At 73.4% G+C, this 16,605-nt stretch carries 16 protein-coding genes; 6 read left to right on the forward strand and 10 right to left on the reverse strand.

Annotation, left to right across the window (positions count from 1 at the left end; all coding sequences use genetic code 11):
- Positions 1-13 precede the first annotated feature (13 nt).
- Entirely contained in the window at positions 14-1,354 is a 1,341-nt protein-coding gene (locus tag AB0N03_RS02425; RefSeq protein WP_364364270.1) for a pyridoxal-dependent decarboxylase, read from the forward strand.
- Here AB0N03_RS02425 and AB0N03_RS02430 read toward each other — a convergent pair.
- A complete protein-coding gene (locus tag AB0N03_RS02430; protein ID WP_364364086.1) occupies positions 1,348-1,740 on the reverse strand; it encodes a hypothetical protein in 393 nt (130 codons plus the stop codon). The genes AB0N03_RS02425 and AB0N03_RS02430 overlap by 7 nt on opposite strands.
- Positions 1,741-1,897: 157 nt before the next feature.
- Between AB0N03_RS02430 and AB0N03_RS02435 the strand changes: the two genes are divergently transcribed.
- Entirely contained in the window at positions 1,898-3,097 is a 1,200-nt protein-coding gene (locus tag AB0N03_RS02435; protein ID WP_364364089.1) for a glycoside hydrolase family 18 protein, read from the forward strand.
- Positions 3,098-3,147: 50 nt separating this feature from the next.
- Here the strand turns inward: AB0N03_RS02435 and AB0N03_RS02440 are convergent, their stop codons facing one another.
- Positions 3,148-4,287, reverse strand: coding sequence for an MFS transporter (locus AB0N03_RS02440; RefSeq protein ID WP_364364092.1), 1,140 nt, complete (start codon positions 4,285-4,287; stop codon positions 3,148-3,150).
- A 54-nt stretch (positions 4,288-4,341) separates the two neighbouring features.
- Between AB0N03_RS02440 and AB0N03_RS02445 the strand changes: the two genes are divergently transcribed.
- Positions 4,342-4,710: a MerR family transcriptional regulator gene (locus AB0N03_RS02445; RefSeq protein ID WP_364364094.1), complete on the forward strand. Its 369-nt coding sequence runs from the start codon at positions 4,342-4,344 to the stop codon at positions 4,708-4,710.
- A 224-nt stretch (positions 4,711-4,934) separates the two neighbouring features.
- On the opposite strand, the gene AB0N03_RS02450 is transcribed toward AB0N03_RS02445, so the two are convergent.
- A complete protein-coding gene (locus tag AB0N03_RS02450) occupies positions 4,935-5,069 on the reverse strand; it encodes a hypothetical protein (RefSeq protein WP_364364097.1) in 135 nt (44 codons plus the stop codon).
- A 173-nt stretch (positions 5,070-5,242) separates the two neighbouring features.
- Between AB0N03_RS02450 and AB0N03_RS02455 the strand changes: the two genes are divergently transcribed.
- A complete protein-coding gene (locus AB0N03_RS02455) occupies positions 5,243-5,419 on the forward strand; it encodes a hypothetical protein (RefSeq protein ID WP_364364100.1) in 177 nt (58 codons plus the stop codon).
- Between the two features lie 24 nt (positions 5,420-5,443).
- Here AB0N03_RS02455 and AB0N03_RS02460 read toward each other — a convergent pair whose 3' ends face one another.
- The 3 genes from AB0N03_RS02460 to AB0N03_RS02470 form a co-directional block, all read right to left on the reverse strand.
- A complete protein-coding gene (locus AB0N03_RS02460; protein WP_364364103.1) occupies positions 5,444-6,400 on the reverse strand; it encodes a LuxR C-terminal-related transcriptional regulator in 957 nt (318 codons plus the stop codon).
- A gap of 154 nt (positions 6,401-6,554) precedes the next feature.
- Entirely contained in the window at positions 6,555-9,323 is a 2,769-nt protein-coding gene (locus AB0N03_RS02465; RefSeq protein ID WP_364364106.1) for a BTAD domain-containing putative transcriptional regulator, read from the reverse strand.
- 266 nt (positions 9,324-9,589) lie between these two features.
- On the reverse strand, positions 9,590-10,021 hold the full coding sequence (locus tag AB0N03_RS02470; RefSeq protein ID WP_364364108.1) for a DUF5709 domain-containing protein: 432 nt from the start codon (positions 10,019-10,021) through the stop codon (positions 9,590-9,592).
- Between the two features lie 99 nt (positions 10,022-10,120).
- Here AB0N03_RS02470 and AB0N03_RS02475 point away from each other — a divergent pair, with 99 nt between their 5' ends.
- On the forward strand, positions 10,121-10,951 hold the full coding sequence (locus AB0N03_RS02475) for a cyclase family protein (RefSeq protein WP_364364111.1): 831 nt from the start codon (positions 10,121-10,123) through the stop codon (positions 10,949-10,951).
- A 96-nt stretch (positions 10,952-11,047) separates the two neighbouring features.
- On the opposite strand, the gene AB0N03_RS02480 is transcribed toward AB0N03_RS02475, so the two are convergent.
- From AB0N03_RS02480 to AB0N03_RS02495, 4 genes are all read right to left on the reverse strand, one after another.
- On the reverse strand, positions 11,048-13,357 hold the full coding sequence (locus AB0N03_RS02480) for an EAL domain-containing protein (protein WP_364364114.1): 2,310 nt from the start codon (positions 13,355-13,357) through the stop codon (positions 11,048-11,050).
- A gap of 96 nt (positions 13,358-13,453) precedes the next feature.
- Positions 13,454-14,269, reverse strand: coding sequence for an ABC transporter permease (locus AB0N03_RS02485; RefSeq protein ID WP_364364117.1), 816 nt, complete (start codon positions 14,267-14,269; stop codon positions 13,454-13,456).
- Positions 14,259-15,158, reverse strand: a complete 900-nt coding sequence (locus tag AB0N03_RS02490; protein WP_364364120.1) for an ABC transporter ATP-binding protein — start codon at positions 15,156-15,158, stop codon at positions 14,259-14,261. Before AB0N03_RS02490 ends, AB0N03_RS02485 begins: the two co-directional genes overlap by 11 nt.
- Entirely contained in the window at positions 15,055-15,609 is a 555-nt protein-coding gene (locus AB0N03_RS02495; protein WP_364364123.1) for a hypothetical protein, read from the reverse strand. The genes AB0N03_RS02490 and AB0N03_RS02495 overlap by 104 nt, the downstream gene beginning before the upstream one ends.
- A gap of 151 nt (positions 15,610-15,760) precedes the next feature.
- Here AB0N03_RS02495 and sigJ point away from each other — a divergent pair, with 151 nt between their 5' ends.
- Complete coding sequence (gene sigJ / locus AB0N03_RS02500; protein WP_364364273.1) at positions 15,761-16,603, forward strand: RNA polymerase sigma factor SigJ; 843 nt, start codon at positions 15,761-15,763, stop codon at positions 16,601-16,603.
- The last annotated feature ends 2 nt before the right edge of the window (positions 16,604-16,605 follow it).

The raw sequence follows: 16,605 nt of genomic DNA on the forward strand, positions 1-16,605 counted from the left end.
GGCCGTGGACGAACTGCGTGATCTCCTGGCCCGCGCCGCCGAGCTGGCCGCCGGATACCGGGACGGGCTGGCGGACCGGCCCGTCGCCCGGGAAGCCGATCCCGCCGCCCTGCGCGCGGGATTCGGGCAGCTCCGCGAGGCCCCCACGCCGCCCGGAACCGTCCTGGAAGAACTCGCGCGCGCCGCCGAACCCGGCCTGGTCGCCACCGCCGGCCCGCGCTTCTTCGGCTTCGTCATCGGCGGCTCGCTCCCCGCCGCCACCGCCGCGGATATGCTCGCGACCGGCTGGGACCAGAACGGCTTCAACGCCGTCCTCTCGCCGGCCGCCGCCGCGGCCGAAGAGGTCGCCGGAGCCTGGCTGAAGGACCTTCTCGGCATCCCCGCCACTGCCTCCGTCGGCTTCGTCACCGGTGGGCAGGCCGCGAACACCGTCGGGTTGGCCGCCGCCCGGCACCACGTGCTCGCCGAGGCCGGCTGGGACGTCGAGCGCGACGGGCTCGCCGGGGCCCCGCGCGTCCGCGTCGTCGCGAGCGAGGAGCGGCACGCCACCATCGATCGCGCCCTGCGGCTGCTCGGCTTCGGCACCCGGGCCGTCGAACCGGTCAGGGCGAAACCGGACGGCTCGATCGACGTCGACGACGTCGGTGGCAAAGTGGACGGTCCCACGATCGTCTGCCTGCAGGCGGGCAACGTGAACACGGGCGCCTGCGACGACCTCCGGGCCGCCCGTGCGGCCGCCCCCAACGCCTGGATCCACGTCGACGGCGCCTTCGGCCTCTGGGCCGCCGCCAATCCGAAGACCGCGAGCCTCCTCGACGGCGTCGAGCTGGCCGACTCCTGGGCCTGCGACGGGCACAAGTGGCTCAACGTCCCCTACGACTCGGGGTTCGTCTTCTGCGCGCGTCCCGAGGTCCACGCCGGGGCGATCGCCTACCGCGCCGCGTACCTGACCGGCGCCGGCGAGGTGTCCGGCATGGGCGACCTCACGCTGGAGTCGTCGCGCCGCGCCCGGGGCTTCGCGGTCTGGGCGGCGCTGCGCGAGCTGGGCCGCGACGGCGTCGCCGAGCTCGTCGACCGCTGCTGCCGGCTGGCCCGCCGCTTCGCGGAAACCCTCGCCGAGGGCGGCGCCGAAATCGCCAACGACGTCGTCCTCAACCAGGTGCTGGTCTCCTTCGGCGACGACACCCGGACGGACGCGCTCATCGACCGGATTCAGCGCGACGGAACCTGCTGGCTCGGCGGAACCACCTGGCGCGGCCGCCGGTACCTACGGATTTCGGTGTCCGGCTGGACGACGACCGAGGCCGACGTCGACCGTTCGGTCGCGGCGATCCTCCGGCTGGCGGCTCAGTAGCCCTCGCGCACCGAAAGCGCGTCCGTCCGCCAGGAGATCCGCTTCGCCCCGCCGGTCGGCCAGCTCGACGAGAGCCGCCGCCGGAGGCTGCCGAGCGCGCCCAGCCGCACGAGGTCGACCCGGGATCCCTGCGCCGCCAACGATGTCCACTCGGCGGCGGTGAGCGGGACGAAGTCGAAGTACTGCGCGTCCTGGCCGCCGGTCCCGTCGACGAACTCGGTGAAGATCGCCGCGAACGCCTGGCCGCATTCCGGACACGCCCGCAGCGCGATGCTGAAGTGCGACTTTTCGACCAGGCGGTGGGTCTCCCGCAGGCGGGTCGTGCAGAACGCCAGCGCGGTCAGGGCGTCTTCGCCGGAGCAGCGCGCGCAGCCGAACTCGGTCATCGCTTGATCCTCCCACGCCGTGAATCCGCGCCCGGCTCCGGGGGTACCGGGAAACCCTTTGACCACAACGATTGACTCTGGTCCGCAGTGGTCTGGACCTGTTAGCCTCGGCGCGTCCGACCGGCCGCGCCCGACGAAGGGAAGTTCCTTGCTTCGCATGAGAAAACGGATCGCTGTCGCCGCGCTGGCGCTGGCCGGTGCTTCCGTCGTCGCGCCGCCCGCCGCCGAAGCCGGGCAGTCCCAGGGCAAAGTGATGGCCTACTTCGCCGACTGGGACGTCTACGCCCGCAACTACCACGTCAAGGACATCGAGACGTCCGGTTCGGCCGCGAAGCTGACCCACATCAACTACGCGTTCGGCAACGTGACGGGCGGCGGCTGCGCCGTCGGCGACCCGTGGGCCGACCACGACATGCCCTACGACGCCGCCACGAGCGTCAGCGGCCAGGCCGACAGCGCCGAGCCGGGTGCCCTGCACGGCAGCTTCAACCAGATCCTCGAGCTGAAGAAGCTGCACCCGAAGCTGAAGGTGCTGTGGTCGTTCGGCGGCTGGACCTGGTCGGCCGGCTTCACCGAGGCGGCGAAGAACCCGGCCGCGTTCGCCGAGTCCTGCTACAACCTCGTCAACGACCCGCGCTGGGCGGGTGTCTTCGACGGCATCGACATCGACTGGGAGTACCCGAACGCCTGCGGCAACACCTGCGACGAGAGCGGGTCGAAGGCGTTCACGGCCCTGGTCAAGGCACTGCGCGACAAGTTCGGGCACCAGCAGCTCGTCACCGCCGCCATCACCGCGGACGGCTCGAAGAACGGCAAGATCGACGCCACCGACTACGCCGGGGCGAGCCGCTACCTCGACTGGTACAACGTGATGACCTACGACTACTTCGTCGCGGGCGGCCAGCCGACCGGGCCGACCGCGCCGCACTCGCCGCTGCGGGCCTACCCGGGCATCCCGACCGCCGGGTTCTACGCCGACGCCGCCATCCAGAGGCTGCGCCACCAGGGCGTGCCGTCGTCGAAGATGTTGCTGGGCCTCGGGTTCTACGGCCGCGGCTGGGACGGCGTGACGCAGAAGCAGCCCGGCGGCACCGCCACCGGCCCAGCTCCCGGCACGTACGAAGCGGGCGTCGAGGACTACAAGATCCTGAAGAACAGCTGCCCGGCCAACGGCAAGGTCGCCGGTACGGCGTACGCGAAGTGCGGCTCGCAGTGGTGGAGCTACGACACGCCCGAGACGGCGTCGGCCAAGGCCGGCTACGCGAAGTCGCAGGGGCTGGGCGGCATGTTCGCCTGGGAACTGTCGGGTGACAGCACGAACGCGGAACTGCTGCGGGCCATCGCCGGCCGCTGCTGAAACACGAGCTGGAGGGCCCGGGCGCGAACCCGCCCGGGCCCTTCGTCCACTCAGGACGCTGCCGGGAAGCCGTGCCGCCGCGCGCCGAGCACCACGGCGAGCACCGGCAGCAGGAGCACCAGCAGCGTCCAGGGGAACGACGCCGGCCCGGCGGCGTCGAGCAGGACGCCGCCGAGCACGCCGCCCGCGGCCATCGCCGCGTTCCACAGCGTGACGAGCATGGCCTGCGCGTTGTCCGCCGCTTCGCCGCCCGCGTTCCCGGCCGCGGTCTGCAGGAGCGTGGGGACGCCGCCCCAGCCGAGGCCCCACAGCGCGACGGCGGCGTAGACCAGCGCCGGGCTCCCCGCGAACACCGCCAGGAGCGTCGCGGCCACCGCGACCAGGATCGTGCTGAGGACCGTCAGCGTGCGCAGCGCGTGGTCGATGCGGGCGCCGACGACCCAGATCCCGGCCAACGAGGCGACGCCGAACACCAGCAGGACGACGTCCACCGCGTCGCCCATCCCGGCGTGGCCGAGGAACGCGGCGACGTAGGTGTAGAGCACGGTGTGGGCCAGCACGAACACCAGCGTCACGGCCAGGACGGGCACGACGCCCGGCACGGTGAGCGTCCGCCGGACCGGCACCCGGCCGGCCGGCCGCCCGGGCTGGTCCGGGACGGCGGCGGAGATCCAGGCCAGCAGCACGACGGCGATCGCCGACATGACGCCGAACGCCGAGCGCCAGCCGAGCAGGCCGCCGAGGAACGTCCCGGCCGGGATGCCCAGCGACAGGGCCAGCGGGATGCCCGCCATCACGATCGCGATCGCCTTGCCCTGGCCTTCCGGGGGCGCGAGCCGGCGCGCGTACCCGGCCAGCAGCGCCCAGACGACGCCCGCGGCCACCCCGGCGACGAATCGCGCCACCATGGTCAGCGGGTAGGCGGGAGACAGCGCCGTGACGGTGTTGGCGACGGCGAACCCGGCCACCCCGGCCAGCAGCAAGCGTTTGCGGGGCCAGGCCGCGGTGGCCGCGGAGAGGGGGATCGCGGTGAGAGCGGTGCCGAGGGCGTAGATCGTCACGGCCTGGCCCGCCGCGGATTCGCCGACACCCAGGCTCGCGCTCATCCCGGGCAGCACCCCCGCGGGCAGCGCCTCGGTGAGCACGGTGACGAACGCGGCGGTGGTGAGGGCGAGGAGGGAGCTTCTCATGCCGTTATGCTCGAACCATCACATACGTGTGAAGGTCTACGTGAGGTGGCGCACATGCGGATCGGCGAGCTCGCGGAGCGCACCGGCACGTCCCGCCGGCTGCTCCGGTACTACGAGGAGCAGGGCCTGATCATCGCTTCACGCGCGGCGAACGGCTACCGCGATTACGACCGGGCGAGCGTCGACCGCGTGATCCAGGTGCGCGGCCTGCTCGACGCCGGGCTGCCCACCCGGATCATCAAACAGATCCTGCCGTGCCTCGACAAGCCCCGCGCGATCTACTTCCCGGACGCGACCCCGGAGATGATCGCGACCCTGGAGGGCGAGCGCGACCGGATGGCGCGGCGCGCGGAGTGCCTGCTGCGCAACCGGGACGCGATTTCGGAGTACCTCGACGCGGTGCGCGAGTACGACCGCGGTTGACGCGGCCGGGCGCCTCGAACGTCAGGGGCTCCGGCAAAGTCGGTGGCCGCGTGCGGAGTCGGGTGTCGCGAATGAGTCATTGGGGGCGCCGGAGGTCCCGAATGAGTCATTCGCGACGTTGGGCGGGGGTGGGCGACGTCATGAACGACTCTTTCCTGTCGTCCAGCGTCATGAACGACCCTTTCATGACGTCTGGTGGCAGGGCTCCGGCAAGGCGAGGTGCGCTAGCCGGGCGGGTCGTCGTCGGGGCGGGCCTGGACCCAGTGCAGGGTGTCGGCTTCGGGCCACCAGCCCACCGGTTCCGGCCGGGGCCGCGCGCCCTCCTCGGCCCACCAGCGCGGGGGCGCCTCCTCACCCATGCCCCGACGGTAGGAGCGCGCCGCGCCGGGCGCACCGGTCGAGGGCGGCCAACGTCCGGTTCCGGCCGGGCGGACGGTGGCCGGAAGCGGACAGTGGCCGAACCCGCCCCTGCCGCTGCGCGGGGCCCCGGCCTTAGGTTGGTCCGGGAAGATCACTTCGCGGAAGGACGAACATGCGCAAGCGAGCCTGGGCCGCGCTGGCCGCGGTACTGGCCGGAGCGGCGTCGTTCGGCGCGCTGACGGCGCCGGCGGCTTCGGCGGCCACCGGCGTCGGACCCGTCGGCAAGCCGAGGCCGACCTGCGTGTGGATCTGGACCGAGGGACCGCCGGAGTGCCGGAAGCTGCAGTAGCGCCCGGCGACGCGGGTACAGGCCTCAGCCCAGCCACCCCAGCCGGGTCGCCGCGAAGACCGCCGCCACCCGGTTGTCGGCCTGCAGCGCCTCCAGCAGCCCCTGCACGTGGCGGCGGACCGTTCGCTCGCTCACGTCCAGGTGCCGGGCGATCGCGCCGTCCGTCATGCCCGTGGCCAGCAGGTCCAGGACCTTCGCCTGGGTCGGCGTCAGACCGTGGCGCGGCTGGGACGCCGGTCCGTTGACCGCCACCGCCTGGCTCCAGACCAGCTCGAACAGCATCCGCAAGGACGCCACGATCGTCGGGCTGCGGACGAACAGCGCGCCCTCCATCCCGCTCGGGTCGAGCGGGACCAGCGCCGAATGGCGGTCGGCGATCACCATCTTCATCGGCAGCTCCGGCGCCACCCGCATGGTCCAGCCGGCTGCCACGCTCGCGTCGACGACCTCCTTCGCGCCCTCGAACTCCAGCGCCGCGCGCTCGTACACGTTGCGCAACGCCACCCCGCGCTCGGTCACCGCGTCGGGCAGCCGCATCACCGTGCTCGCGTCCGGCTTGCGCTTGAAGTGGCGCGTCGTGAACGTCAGGAACTCCTCGCGCGCGGACAGGCACAGCTCCAGCGACAGCGAGCCGATGCGCCGCGGGTCGGTCAGCACCTCGACGGCCGCGTCGCCGCCCGTGCCGTTCGCCGCCCGGTACACCGCCTGCAGCACGTCGAGCTGCTGGCGCGCGGCGACGATCTGCCGCTGCTGCTCCAGCAGCTGCTGCTGCGCGCCCAGGATGGCGTGGTCGACCGCGCGCACCGGCTCCATCGGCGCGATCACGGGGTCGTCGCGGTAGTCGCGGCGCACGAAGCCGCGGTCGAACAGCTCCCGCATCTCCGGGCTCTCGGCCCGCGGGTCGTCCAGCGGTAGCGGTCCGGTGCGCACCAGCGCGTCGTACAGCGCGCCCGCGCCGGGTGTCAGCAGCCCCTCGAGCATCCCGTGTCCCCTTCCGGCAGCGCGGGCGGGCCCGGCCGGATCCGGACATGACCGCTCTGCCGCCTACCCCACGCGCCGGTCGGGGGAAAGGATTAGGCCGCTCGCGAAATCGGGGCCGGACCCGTCGTGGGGGTGGGTCCGGCCCCGCGGACGGTCACGGGGACGAACTCGCGTCCAGCGCCAGCAGGCACGCCTCGAGCTCCTTCAGCCGCGCCCCTTCGGGATGGGTCCGGTAGCGGGCGCGCGCGTCGTTCAGGACTTCGCGCGCGTCGCCGTCCCGCCCGGCGGCGCGGTAGCAGTCGCCGAGCGCGACGAGGAAGAACGTCGCGTGCCGGACGTTCCCGAGGGTGCGCAGCACTTCGACGGCCCGCTCGAAGTGGCCGATGGCGGCGGGCCAGTCGCCGCTGCGCAGTGCGACGTAGCCCAGGTTGCCGACGGCGTGCGCCTCCCCGTTCAGGTCGTGGTACTTCCGCGCCACCTCGGCGGCCCGGTCCAGCCAGTGCCGGGCCCGGGGCCAGTCGTGCCAGCTGAGGTGGCAGAACCCGATCAGGTCGAGCGCCTTGACGTACAGGCGCGGGTCGTGGTCCGGCTCGATCAGGGCGAGGACGCGCTCGCCGTGGACGAGCTCGGCCCGGTAGTCGCCGCCGTGGTACTCGTGCGCTCCCGCCAGCACGTAGTGCAGGTGCGCCTGCTGCAGCCGGTCGCCGGACCGTTCGGCCAGCGCCAGCGCGGCGGGCAGGCTTTCGAGCGCGAGCTCCGGGCGGCCCGCGAAGATGCTGGCGCCGGCGAAGATCCGGTGCGCCAGGAGCTGGGCCGGGACGTCGCCGAGCAGTTCGGCCGCGGCGAGGGCGCTGCGGGCGCCGGCCTCCCGTTCGGGCAACAGGCCCTGGCGGGACCGGAACTCGTTGAGCAGCCAGACCAGCTGCCAGACCACGGTGTGCCGGCCGCTCCGCACCGCCAGTTCGGTGGTGGCGGTCAGGCACGCGTGCTCTTCGGCGAACCACCGCAGCGCGTCGACGTGGCTCGCGAACTCGAGCGGCTCGATGCCGGGCAACGGCGGCGCGATCGGGACGGGCGCGTCGAGCGGCTCGAGCACCCGGTTCCCGTGCCAGGACGTCTGGAGGAAGAAGTCGGTCACGCGCCGCAGCGCGTCGTCGCGAACGCTTTCCGGCAGGGTCCGCACCGCCTCTTCGGTCGCGTAGAGCCGGACCAGGTCGTGCATCCGGTAGCGGCCGGTCGCGCCCCGCGTCAGGAGGTGCGCGTTCTCCAGCGTGCGCAACACCGTGCGCGTCGCGGCGGCCGGGAGCCCGGCCAGCGCCGCCGCGGCGGCCAGGCCGATGTCCGGGCCGGGGGCCAGGGCCAGGAGGCCGAACACCGTCGCGGCGCCGCGTTCCAGGTGGCGCGTGGACCACGAGAAGACCGTACGCAGGCTCAGGCCGGCTTCGCCGGTGTCGAGGCCGTCGAGCCGGGCCGCGTGGTCCGCCAGCTCCTCGGCCAGCAGCCGGAGCGGCTGTTCGGGGGCGGTGACCGCGCGGGCCGCGACGATCCCCAGCGCCAGCGGCAGCCCGGAGCAGAGCCGGACCAGCTCGTCGACGGTCCCCGCTTCGGCGTCGAGCCGTTCCCGGCCGATGTGCCGGGCGAGCAGCTCCCGGGCTTCCGGCGCGGACAGCACGTCCAAGGAGATCGGCCGCGCGCCGTGCGTCGCGACGAGCGCGCCCAGCCGGTGCTGGCTGGTCACGACCACCCGGCAGGTCGGGCTGCCGGGCAGCAGGGGGACGACCTGATCCGTGCCGGCCGCGTTGTCGAGCACGACCAGCACGCGCTTGCCGGCGAGCAGGCTGCGGTAGAGCGCGAGCTGCGCGTCCGGGTCCGGTGGCAGCGCGGCGCCACCGACGCCGAGCGCGTGCAGGAACCCGCGCACCGCCACGGAAACCGGCATCGGCTCGGCGACCGGGTCGAAGCCGCGCAGGTTCACGTACAGCTGCCCGTCGGGGAACTCGTCGAGCCGGCCGGCCGCCCAGTGCAGCGCCAGCCAGGTCTTCCCGATCCCGCCCGCGCCGCCGATGGCCGAGATCACCACCGGGCCCGCCGGCTCGCCGGCGCGGTCGAGCGCCGCCAGCAGCTCCTCCCGGCCCACGAACGACGACGGCGCCGCCGGGAGCTGGTGCGGCACCGGGCCGGCCGGGACCGGGTCCGGACGCGGGTCGCCGCGCAGGATCCGCTCGTGCACCCGCCGCAGCGGCGCACCCGGATCGGCGCCGAGCTCCTCGGCGAGCAGGCGGCGCATCCGGTCGTACTCGCGCAGCGCGTCACCCTGGCGGCCGCCCCGGTGGAGCGCGAGCATCACCTGCCCGCTCAGCCGCTCGTCGAGCGGGTGCGCCTCGGCCAGCGCGGTCAGCTCCGGGATCAGCCCGCCCGGCCGGTCACCGCGGAGCCGGACGTCGAACAGGTCGAGCCGCGCACCGAAGCGCCGGCTCTCCAGCGTCTCGCGCAGGCCGGCGAACCACGGCGTGTCGAGGCCGGCGAACGGCTCGCCCGTCCACAGGTCCAGGGCCCGCGTCAGCAGCCGGGCCTTCTCCTCGTCTTCGCCGGCGGCCCTGGCCCCGGCCTCGCCGAGCAGGCGCAGGAACACGTGCAGGTCGACGTCATCGGGATCCGACGTCAGCAGGTAGCCGCCCGAGCGCTGCGCGAGCGCGTCTTCGCCGAGGGCCGTCCGCAGCCGGGAAACGTAGCTGTACAAGGCGTTGCGCGGGTTGACCGGCAGCCGGCCGCCCCAGATCCGCTCGGCGAGGACATCCGCGGGGACGACCTTGTTCAGGTCCGTCAGCAGCGCGGTGAGCAGTCCTCGCAGCCGCGGGCGCCGGATTTCCACCGGGCGGCCGTCGACGCGGACGTCGAGCTCGCCCAGCAGCCTGAAACGCACCGGCGCCGCCCTCCTCCGCGCTGTGCCCGTCCGGGCGCCCACTGTAATCGAAGCCCGGAAAGGATCGGGAAAGCTTCGCGCAAGGCCCGTCCGGCACCGTGGACCTCGTCGCCGTCGCCGGCGCGAACCGTCGAGGGGGCGGTTCGGGCCGAGCGTCCGGCCGCGTGACCGGATCGTCTTCCCTGCGGGCCGCGCCCTCCGGCGGCTTCGGCGGTCCGGTGGTGACGGACGCCCGGTAAACCCCCGACCGCCGGGCGGCCGTCACCTCACCAGCGGCGGGACGGGTCGATCACGTGAACGGCCGCTTCCTCCGCCGAAGCCGCGCCGCCGTCGATGCCCGCGTCGGACGCGTGCAGCTCTTCGTCGGTGTCCGCGCCGAAGCCTTCGTCCGTCGCCACCAGGCGGCCCGCGCGGACGTCGCCGACCTCGTCGTCGATCAGCTCGCCGTCGGAGTCTTCGCTGTCACCGATGCCGTCACCGTCGTCGCCCCCGTCGGACGCGAGATCCGGTTCTTCGCGGGCCAGCCGGCCTTCCCAGCTCTCGCCCTCGGCGGTCTCGCGCGCGGTCGTGCCCCACTCTTCGGTGCCCCGCGGGCGTTCCGGCGGTGAATAACCCTCCGCCAGCTCGTCGCGGTCGTCCAAAGTGTCCTCGGGATCCAAGATGCCTTCGTCGGCGTGGTCTTCGATGTCGTCGTCCATGCGTCCATCCTCGCGCAACTCCTTGGCCCCGCGCGGCTCGGGTGATATCACCGTGCAGGCACACCGCACGGGCGGTGTTTCCGGTGAAAGGTGATCCCCATGCCGATGAGACGCAGGGTGCTGGCCGCGGGGCTGGCCGGGGTGTTCGGTGCCGCCGTGTCCGGGCGGACGGCCCAGGCCGCCCCGGCCGTCACGCCGCCGGTGCGGCTGGACCAGCTGAAGCTGGTCAACCTCTCGCACGTCAACGACCCCGCCACGACCAACGTGTTCCCCGGCGACCCGGCCTTCACGCTGGAAACCATCGCCACGATCCCCGACGACGGCTACTACCTCCAGTTCGTCCGCGAGGGCGAGCACACGGGCACGCACTGGGGCGCACCCGGCCACTTCACCACCGGCCAGCCCCTGGCCGACGACATGGATCCGGGGGATCTATTCCGGCCCGCCGTCAAGATCGACATAAGAGCGAAGGCCGCGGCCGATCCCGACTACGGCGTCACGATCGACGACCTCAAGACGTGGGAGAAGCGCCACGGCCGGATCCCGGACGAGTCGGTCGTGGTGCTGTGGACCGGCTGGGACGCCAAGTGGGGCACCCCGGCCTACCCGAACACCGGCGCGGACGGCGTGCTGCACCAGCCGGGGTTCTCGATCCCGGCGGTCAAGTGGCTGATCGACACCGGACGGCTCGGGCGTCGCGGCGGGACGGGCACCGACACGTTCAGCCCGGACGTCGGCACGGACGAGACGTACACGGTGTCGAAGCTCGTGTACCAGCGGCACCGGATCAGCCTGGAGATCCTGGCGAACCTGAAGGCCCTCCCGACGACCGGCGCGTGGGTGCTGGCGGGCGGCCCGATCAACCGCAAGGGGGCCGGCTCGACGGCGACGATCTTCGGCGTCCTCCCGCCAGGAGTGCGCACGGACTGACGAAAGCGCCCCAATGTGGCCTTCGGTGCGTTGAACGCACCGAAGGGCCCCTTGGGTGCGTTGAACGCAACCAAGGCCACATTGGGGCGCTTGTGGCTAGCCCGCGGGGATCGCCGAGAGGCGCAGGGCGGACAGCGGCGCGGGGCGGCCGTACAGGTAGCCCTGCGCCGTGGTGCACCCGGCCGCGGTGACCAACGACGCCTGCTCGGCCGTCTCGATCCCCTCGGCGACCACGTCCAGCTCGAGGTCGGCGCACAGCCCGACCAGCGACCGGCACAGCGCCGCGTCGCGCTCCGGCTGCACGCCCGTCGTCAACGCCCGGTCCAGCTTGATCAGGTCGACCGGCAGCGCGTGCAGCACCGTCAAGGAGCTGTACCCCGCGCCGAAGTCGTCCAGCGCCACCCGCACGCCCAGCTCCTGCAACCGCCGGATCGCCGCCGCCCCCGCCGCCAGGTCCGGCACCGGCACCGTCTCGGTGATCTCGACGACGAGCCGGGACGCCGGCAGCCGGTAGCGGTGCAGCGCGGCACCGACGCTCCGCTCCAGCTCGGCCGCACCGAGGCGGCTCGCGCACACGTTCACGTGCACCGTCAGGTCCAGCCCGGCCGTGGTGATCTCGCGGCAGGCCAGGTCCAGCACCAGCGCGTCCAGCTCGGCCCCCAGGCCGGCGCCTTCGGCCGCGCGGACGAACGTCTCCGGCGACACCACCGTCCCGTCGCGCGTGCTCCAGCGGGCCAGGGCCTCGAGGGCCACCGGGGTCTCGTCGGCCAGCCGGACGATCGGCTGGAACACCAGGCCGAAGCCCTCCGGGATGCCGCCCGCGGCGCGGCGCAACGCGGCCGGGAAGTCCGGCGGGCCGTCCTGCGACGGGCGGTAGACCACGGTCGTGTCCTTGCCCAGCCGCTTGCCCGCGTACATCGACGTGTCCGCGCGGCCGAGCAGCACGTCCGACGTCACCAGCGGCTCGGCCGGGTCCGGCACCACCAGTCCCATGCTCGCGCGGACCGCGACGAGCGTGCCGTGCACCGCGAACGGCCGCCGCAGCGCGCCCTGGATCCGGTCGGCGACCGCCTGCGGCGCGTCCAGCTCGCCTTCGAGGAGGATCGCGAACTCGTCGCCGCCCAGGCGCGCGACCGTGTCGCCCGCGCGCACGCAGCTCAGCAGCCGCTGGGCGACGGCGTGCAACAGGACGTCGCCGCCCGCGTGCCCGAACCGGTCGTTGACTTCCTTGAAGTCGTCGAGGTCGACGAAGAGCAGCACGAGCGGCCGGGCGACAGCCTCACCAGCCTCGACGGCCCGGTCCAGCCGGTCGGCGAACAGCGCGCGGTTGGCCAGCCCGGTCAGCGGGTCGTGGTAGGCCTGGTGGGTCAGCTGCTGCTGTCCGTCGTAGACCCGGCGCAGCAGCAACCTGTTGTCCAGCAAGGAAAGCAGCTGCCGGGCGAGCACGAGGAACACCACCAGCACGCCGACGACCACCTCCACGCCGTCCGGTCCGGCGCCGGCCAGCAGCTGCCCGGTGATCAGCAGCGCGACGGCGGTGACCGGGACGTACGGCAGCGCGAGCTGCCACCAGTCCACCCCGCCCACCGGGCCCGCGTCGTCGTGCCGCCGCTGACCCGGCGTCGCCAGCAGGGCGAAGGCGATGAACAGCGGCCCGAGCACGAACCCGCCGTCCGACCACGGCTTCATGCTCTCCGCGCCGATGCTGACCAGGTAGGCGAACACGCTGTCGGAGGCGGCCAGCGCGACGATCCCGACGGCGGCCAGCAGCAGGTTCTTGCGGTAGGGCCGGTCCACCCGGTCGAACACGACCAGCAGCACCGCGACGACCACGATCACGAGGTCCGACAGCGGGTAGGAGATGGCGACGGCCCAGGTCAGCTTGTCCGGCGCGGTGGCCCGGACCAGCTGCCCGAGCGCGGCGGTCCAGGTGAGGATGAACAGCGACCCGGTGACGATCAGGCCGTCGAGCACCACCGCGACGCCGAAGTGCGCCGTCCACTGGGCGGGCTGGAAGCGTTCGCGGTCCGGCCGGATCCGCGCTCGCGCCAGGACGAACAGGGCGGCGAGCGCGAACACCGGGAAGCTGAGGTAGCCGACGTCGGCCAGCGAGGGCGACGGCAGCCCGCGCCCGTCGATCAGCTGGTACCACGACCAGACGCACTGGCCGAGCGACCAGCCGGCCATGCCGAGCGCGACGAGCACCCGCCACCAGCGCTGGTGCCCGCGGACCCGGCGCGCGACCAGGACACCGCAGGCGACCGCCGCGACCCCGGCGCTCAGCTGCATGGCGTCGTCGATCCACAGGGCGAAGGTGTCGCCCCAGAACGCGAAGCCGTTCACGACGACCAGGGCCACCGTCACGACGACGAGCAGGACCGCCACCGGGTACCGCCGCACTGTCATGGCACCTCACGTGGCTCACCCGCCGGTCGGACCGGCAAACACTACACCGCGCGCACGGCGGTACCGGCTCACCGCACCGGTGGCCGGTACCCCTCGTCAGGCGATGTCACGGCGGTGCAGCAGCCAGCCGCCGAGCACGCCGAAGGCCACCAGGTAGGCCGCCAGCACGGCGGTGGCCTGCCCGGATCCCACGATCGGGTCGACGCCCGGCGCGCTCGCCCCGAACGCCGCCGCGAGCGCGCCCGCGTTGGGCCCGGGCAGGGCTTTCTGCAGCTGCGCGACCCAGTCCAGCAGCGGCGCGGCGATCGACGAGAGGAGGTTCTGCACGGCGAGCAGCCACACCAGGCCGAGCCCGATCGGCAGCGCCACCGAGCGCAGGCCGACCGCGAGGAGCACGCCGAGCGCACCCCACATCGTCGCGACGAGCCAGCCGGCGCCGAGGCCCGCCACGACGTCGGACAACGACGGCCAGACCAAAGCCTGGTCCTGCAGCGACGCGACGAGGACGCTCGCGCCGGCGGTCGCCGCGAACAGCGCGAGCACCACGGTCAGCGTCCCGATCGCGACGGTGACCAGCTTCGCGGTGAACACGGCGACGCGCGACGGGTGCTGCACCAGCACCGTCTTCCACGTGCCGTAGCCGTATTCGCTCCCCGCCACCAGCACGCCGAAGATCAGCGCGAGGGCCCCGACGAAGATCGGCAACCCGCCCAGCGCGCTGCCGACGAACGCGCCGGGCAGCATCGCGTCCAGCCCGCGCCCGGAGCCCGGGGGACCGGCCGCGCCGCTCAACCCCGCGTACGGGACGGCGTAGCCGAAGGTCAGCGACAGCACGACGGCGACGGCCAGCAGCAGCCAGCTCGCGGGGCGGCGGGCCTGCTTGGTCAGCTCGGCCCGGATGTCAAGCAGCATGGCCGGTACCTCCGGTCAGGGCGAGGAAGGTCTGTTCCAGGTCGGGTTCGTGCCAGCGCAGCTCGGTGACGGTCAGCCCGGCGCCGACCAGCTCGGCGTTGACCCGCCCGGCTTCGCCCGGGTCGACGTCGAGTTCGAGGGCGTTCCCGTCGACGCGGACGCCGGGGTAGAGCCGGCGCAGGTGGTCGCGGGCCCGCTCGAGCGGCTCGGCGACGACGCGCAGCGCACCGCCCGCCCGCAGGTCCTCGACGGTGGTTTCGCTGACGAGCCGGCCGTGGTCGAGCACGCCGACGCGGTCGCAGATCTGCTCGACCTCGGCCAGCAGGTGGCTCGACAGCAGGACGGTGCAGCCCTCGGCGGCGAGCTTGCGGAGGGTGACCCGCATGTCGGCCATGCCGGCCGGGTCGAGGCCGTTGGTCGGCTCGTCGAGCACGACCAGCTCGGGCTCCTTCAGCAGTGCCGCGGCCAGGCCGAGCCGCTGCTTCATGCCGAGCGAGTACGTCGCGTACCGGTCCTTCGCGCGGTCGGCGAGGCTGACTACGTCGAGCACGGCGTCGACGCGGGTGCGCCGCACGCCGGCGTGGTCGGCGAGGACCCGCAGGTTGGCCCGGCCGGACAGGTAGGGGTAGAAGGCCGGGCCTTCGATCAGCGCGCCGACGCGGGCGAGGCGGCCGGGTTCCCCGCCGAAGAGCCGGACGCGGCCGGAGGTCGGCCGGATCAGGCCGAGCAGCATCCGCAGCGTCGTCGTCTTGCCGGCGCCGTTCGGGCCGAGGAAGCCGTAGACCTCACCGGCGCGCACCGACAGATTCAGGTCCTCGACCGCGGCGGCCGGTCCGTAGCGTTTGGTCAGTGCGGTTGTTCGAACGGGCAGAGCGACGGGCAGGGTCATGGGATTCCTTCCGGATGCGGCCCCAGGGCTTGAAGACCGAGAGGACGCCGGCGAACAGCAAGAGAGCGGGCGCGACGACGACGGGGTAGAGCAGGCCTTCGGGATTCGTGGTGGCTTCGCCGATCCCGGGCCGCAGCGCGAAGAGGATCAGCAGGGCCATCAGGACGTTGACGGCCAGCTTCACCGCCACCCACCAGTAGCGGACGAGGCCGTACTTGCTGCCGAGGCCGAGCACGACGCCGGTGCCGAGCGTGAGGACGGCGGCCGTCAGCATCGGCCAGACGGCGAAGAGCGGGAGCGCCTTCAGACTGGTCGTGACGACGTCGGTGTCGCTCGAGAGCAGCGCGGTGCAGACCAGGATGCCGAGCACGGCGTCGATCCCGATCCACAGGCCCGCCGAGACGATGTGCGCCACGAGGTACCACTTCCGGGCCCGGGGCTTGAGAACCATGGTGCCTCCTTTCGGGCTGGCTCCCATGGTGGCGACGCGGGTCGCCGCGGTCGTCCGCCGACGTACGGCACTTGCGGCTACGCCGGAGCGCGTACGCCTGTCACGAATTGCCGCCCGGGCTCGTCATAGCCGCGTGAGCGAGAACGACGTCATGACCGAACGGCCGCAGCTGATCGGGATCGCCTACCGGATGCTGGGTTCCCTGAGCGACGCCGAGGACGTCGTCCAGGAGGCGTACGGCCGGTGGTACGCCCTGCCCGGGCGGCAGCGGGACGCGATCGACCGGCCGGGTGCGTGGCTGACGACGGTCGCGAGCCGGATCTGCCTGGACCTGCTGGGCTCGGCGCGCGTGCGCCGGGAGCGCTACACCGGCGAATGGATCCCGGAGCCGGTGCCGTCGGAGAGCCTCACCGATCCGGCGGAACTGCTGCTGCGCGACGAGTCGATCACCATGGCGTTCCTCGTCGTGTGCGAGTCGATGACGCCGGCCGAGCGGGTCGCCTTCGTGCTGCACGACGTCTTCGCCTACCCGTTCGCGGAAGTGGCTTCGATCCTGGGACGCTCCTCGGCGGCGTGCCGCCAGCTCGCGACGTCGGCCCGGCGCCGCCTGCGGCCCGCTCCGGCGCCGTCCCGCGCGCGGAGCGCCGACGTCGTCCGGGCGTTCAAGGAAGCCTGGGAGGCCAAGGACATCCCGGGCCTGATCGGTCTGCTGGACCCGTCGGTCGTCGCGGTCGCGGACGGGGGCGGTCTCGCGAGCACCGTGGCGCGCCCGGTCGCGGGCGGGGAGCGGGTGGCGCGGTACACGGTGGAGATCACCGACCGGGTGCCGGCGATGACGCTGGTCGAGCGGGTGGTGAACGGGCGGCCCGGGCTGGTGGCGGAGCGCAACGGCGTGGTCGGGACGGTGTTCGCCTTCGACGTCGCGGACGGGGTGATCAGGCGGATCTGGGCGGTGCGGAACCCCGAGAAGCTCCGCCCCTGGCGGGCGGCGTAGCC

Origin of the sequence: Amycolatopsis sp. NPDC051061 (assembly GCF_040682935.1) — a bacterium.
Lineage (GTDB): Bacteria > Actinomycetota > Actinomycetes > Mycobacteriales > Pseudonocardiaceae > Amycolatopsis.

Coding starts and splice junctions, on each gene's coding strand:
- AB0N03_RS02490 (WP_364364120.1), bottom strand. CDS start 15,158: ATGACCCTGCCCGTCGCTCTGCCCGTTCGAACAACCGCACTGACCAAA.
- sigJ (WP_364364273.1), top strand. CDS start 15,761: ATGACCGAACGGCCGCAGCTGATCGGGATCGCCTACCGGATGCTGGGT.
- AB0N03_RS02435 (WP_364364089.1), top strand. CDS start 1,898: ATGAGAAAACGGATCGCTGTCGCCGCGCTGGCGCTGGCCGGTGCTTCC.
- AB0N03_RS02430 (WP_364364086.1), bottom strand. CDS start 1,740: ATGACCGAGTTCGGCTGCGCGCGCTGCTCCGGCGAAGACGCCCTGACC.
- AB0N03_RS02475 (WP_364364111.1), top strand. CDS start 10,121: ATGCCGATGAGACGCAGGGTGCTGGCCGCGGGGCTGGCCGGGGTGTTC.
- AB0N03_RS02460 (WP_364364103.1), bottom strand. CDS start 6,400: ATGCTCGAGGGGCTGCTGACACCCGGCGCGGGCGCGCTGTACGACGCG.
- AB0N03_RS02485 (WP_364364117.1), bottom strand. CDS start 14,269: ATGCTGCTTGACATCCGGGCCGAGCTGACCAAGCAGGCCCGCCGCCCC.
- AB0N03_RS02450 (WP_364364097.1), bottom strand. CDS start 5,069: ATGGGTGAGGAGGCGCCCCCGCGCTGGTGGGCCGAGGAGGGCGCGCGG.
- AB0N03_RS02455 (WP_364364100.1), top strand. CDS start 5,243: ATGCGCAAGCGAGCCTGGGCCGCGCTGGCCGCGGTACTGGCCGGAGCG.
- AB0N03_RS02480 (WP_364364114.1), bottom strand. CDS start 13,357: ATGACAGTGCGGCGGTACCCGGTGGCGGTCCTGCTCGTCGTCGTGACG.
- AB0N03_RS02495 (WP_364364123.1), bottom strand. CDS start 15,609: ATGGTTCTCAAGCCCCGGGCCCGGAAGTGGTACCTCGTGGCGCACATC.
- AB0N03_RS02445 (WP_364364094.1), top strand. CDS start 4,342: ATGCGGATCGGCGAGCTCGCGGAGCGCACCGGCACGTCCCGCCGGCTG.
- AB0N03_RS02440 (WP_364364092.1), bottom strand. CDS start 4,287: ATGAGAAGCTCCCTCCTCGCCCTCACCACCGCCGCGTTCGTCACCGTG.
- AB0N03_RS02470 (WP_364364108.1), bottom strand. CDS start 10,021: ATGGACGACGACATCGAAGACCACGCCGACGAAGGCATCTTGGATCCC.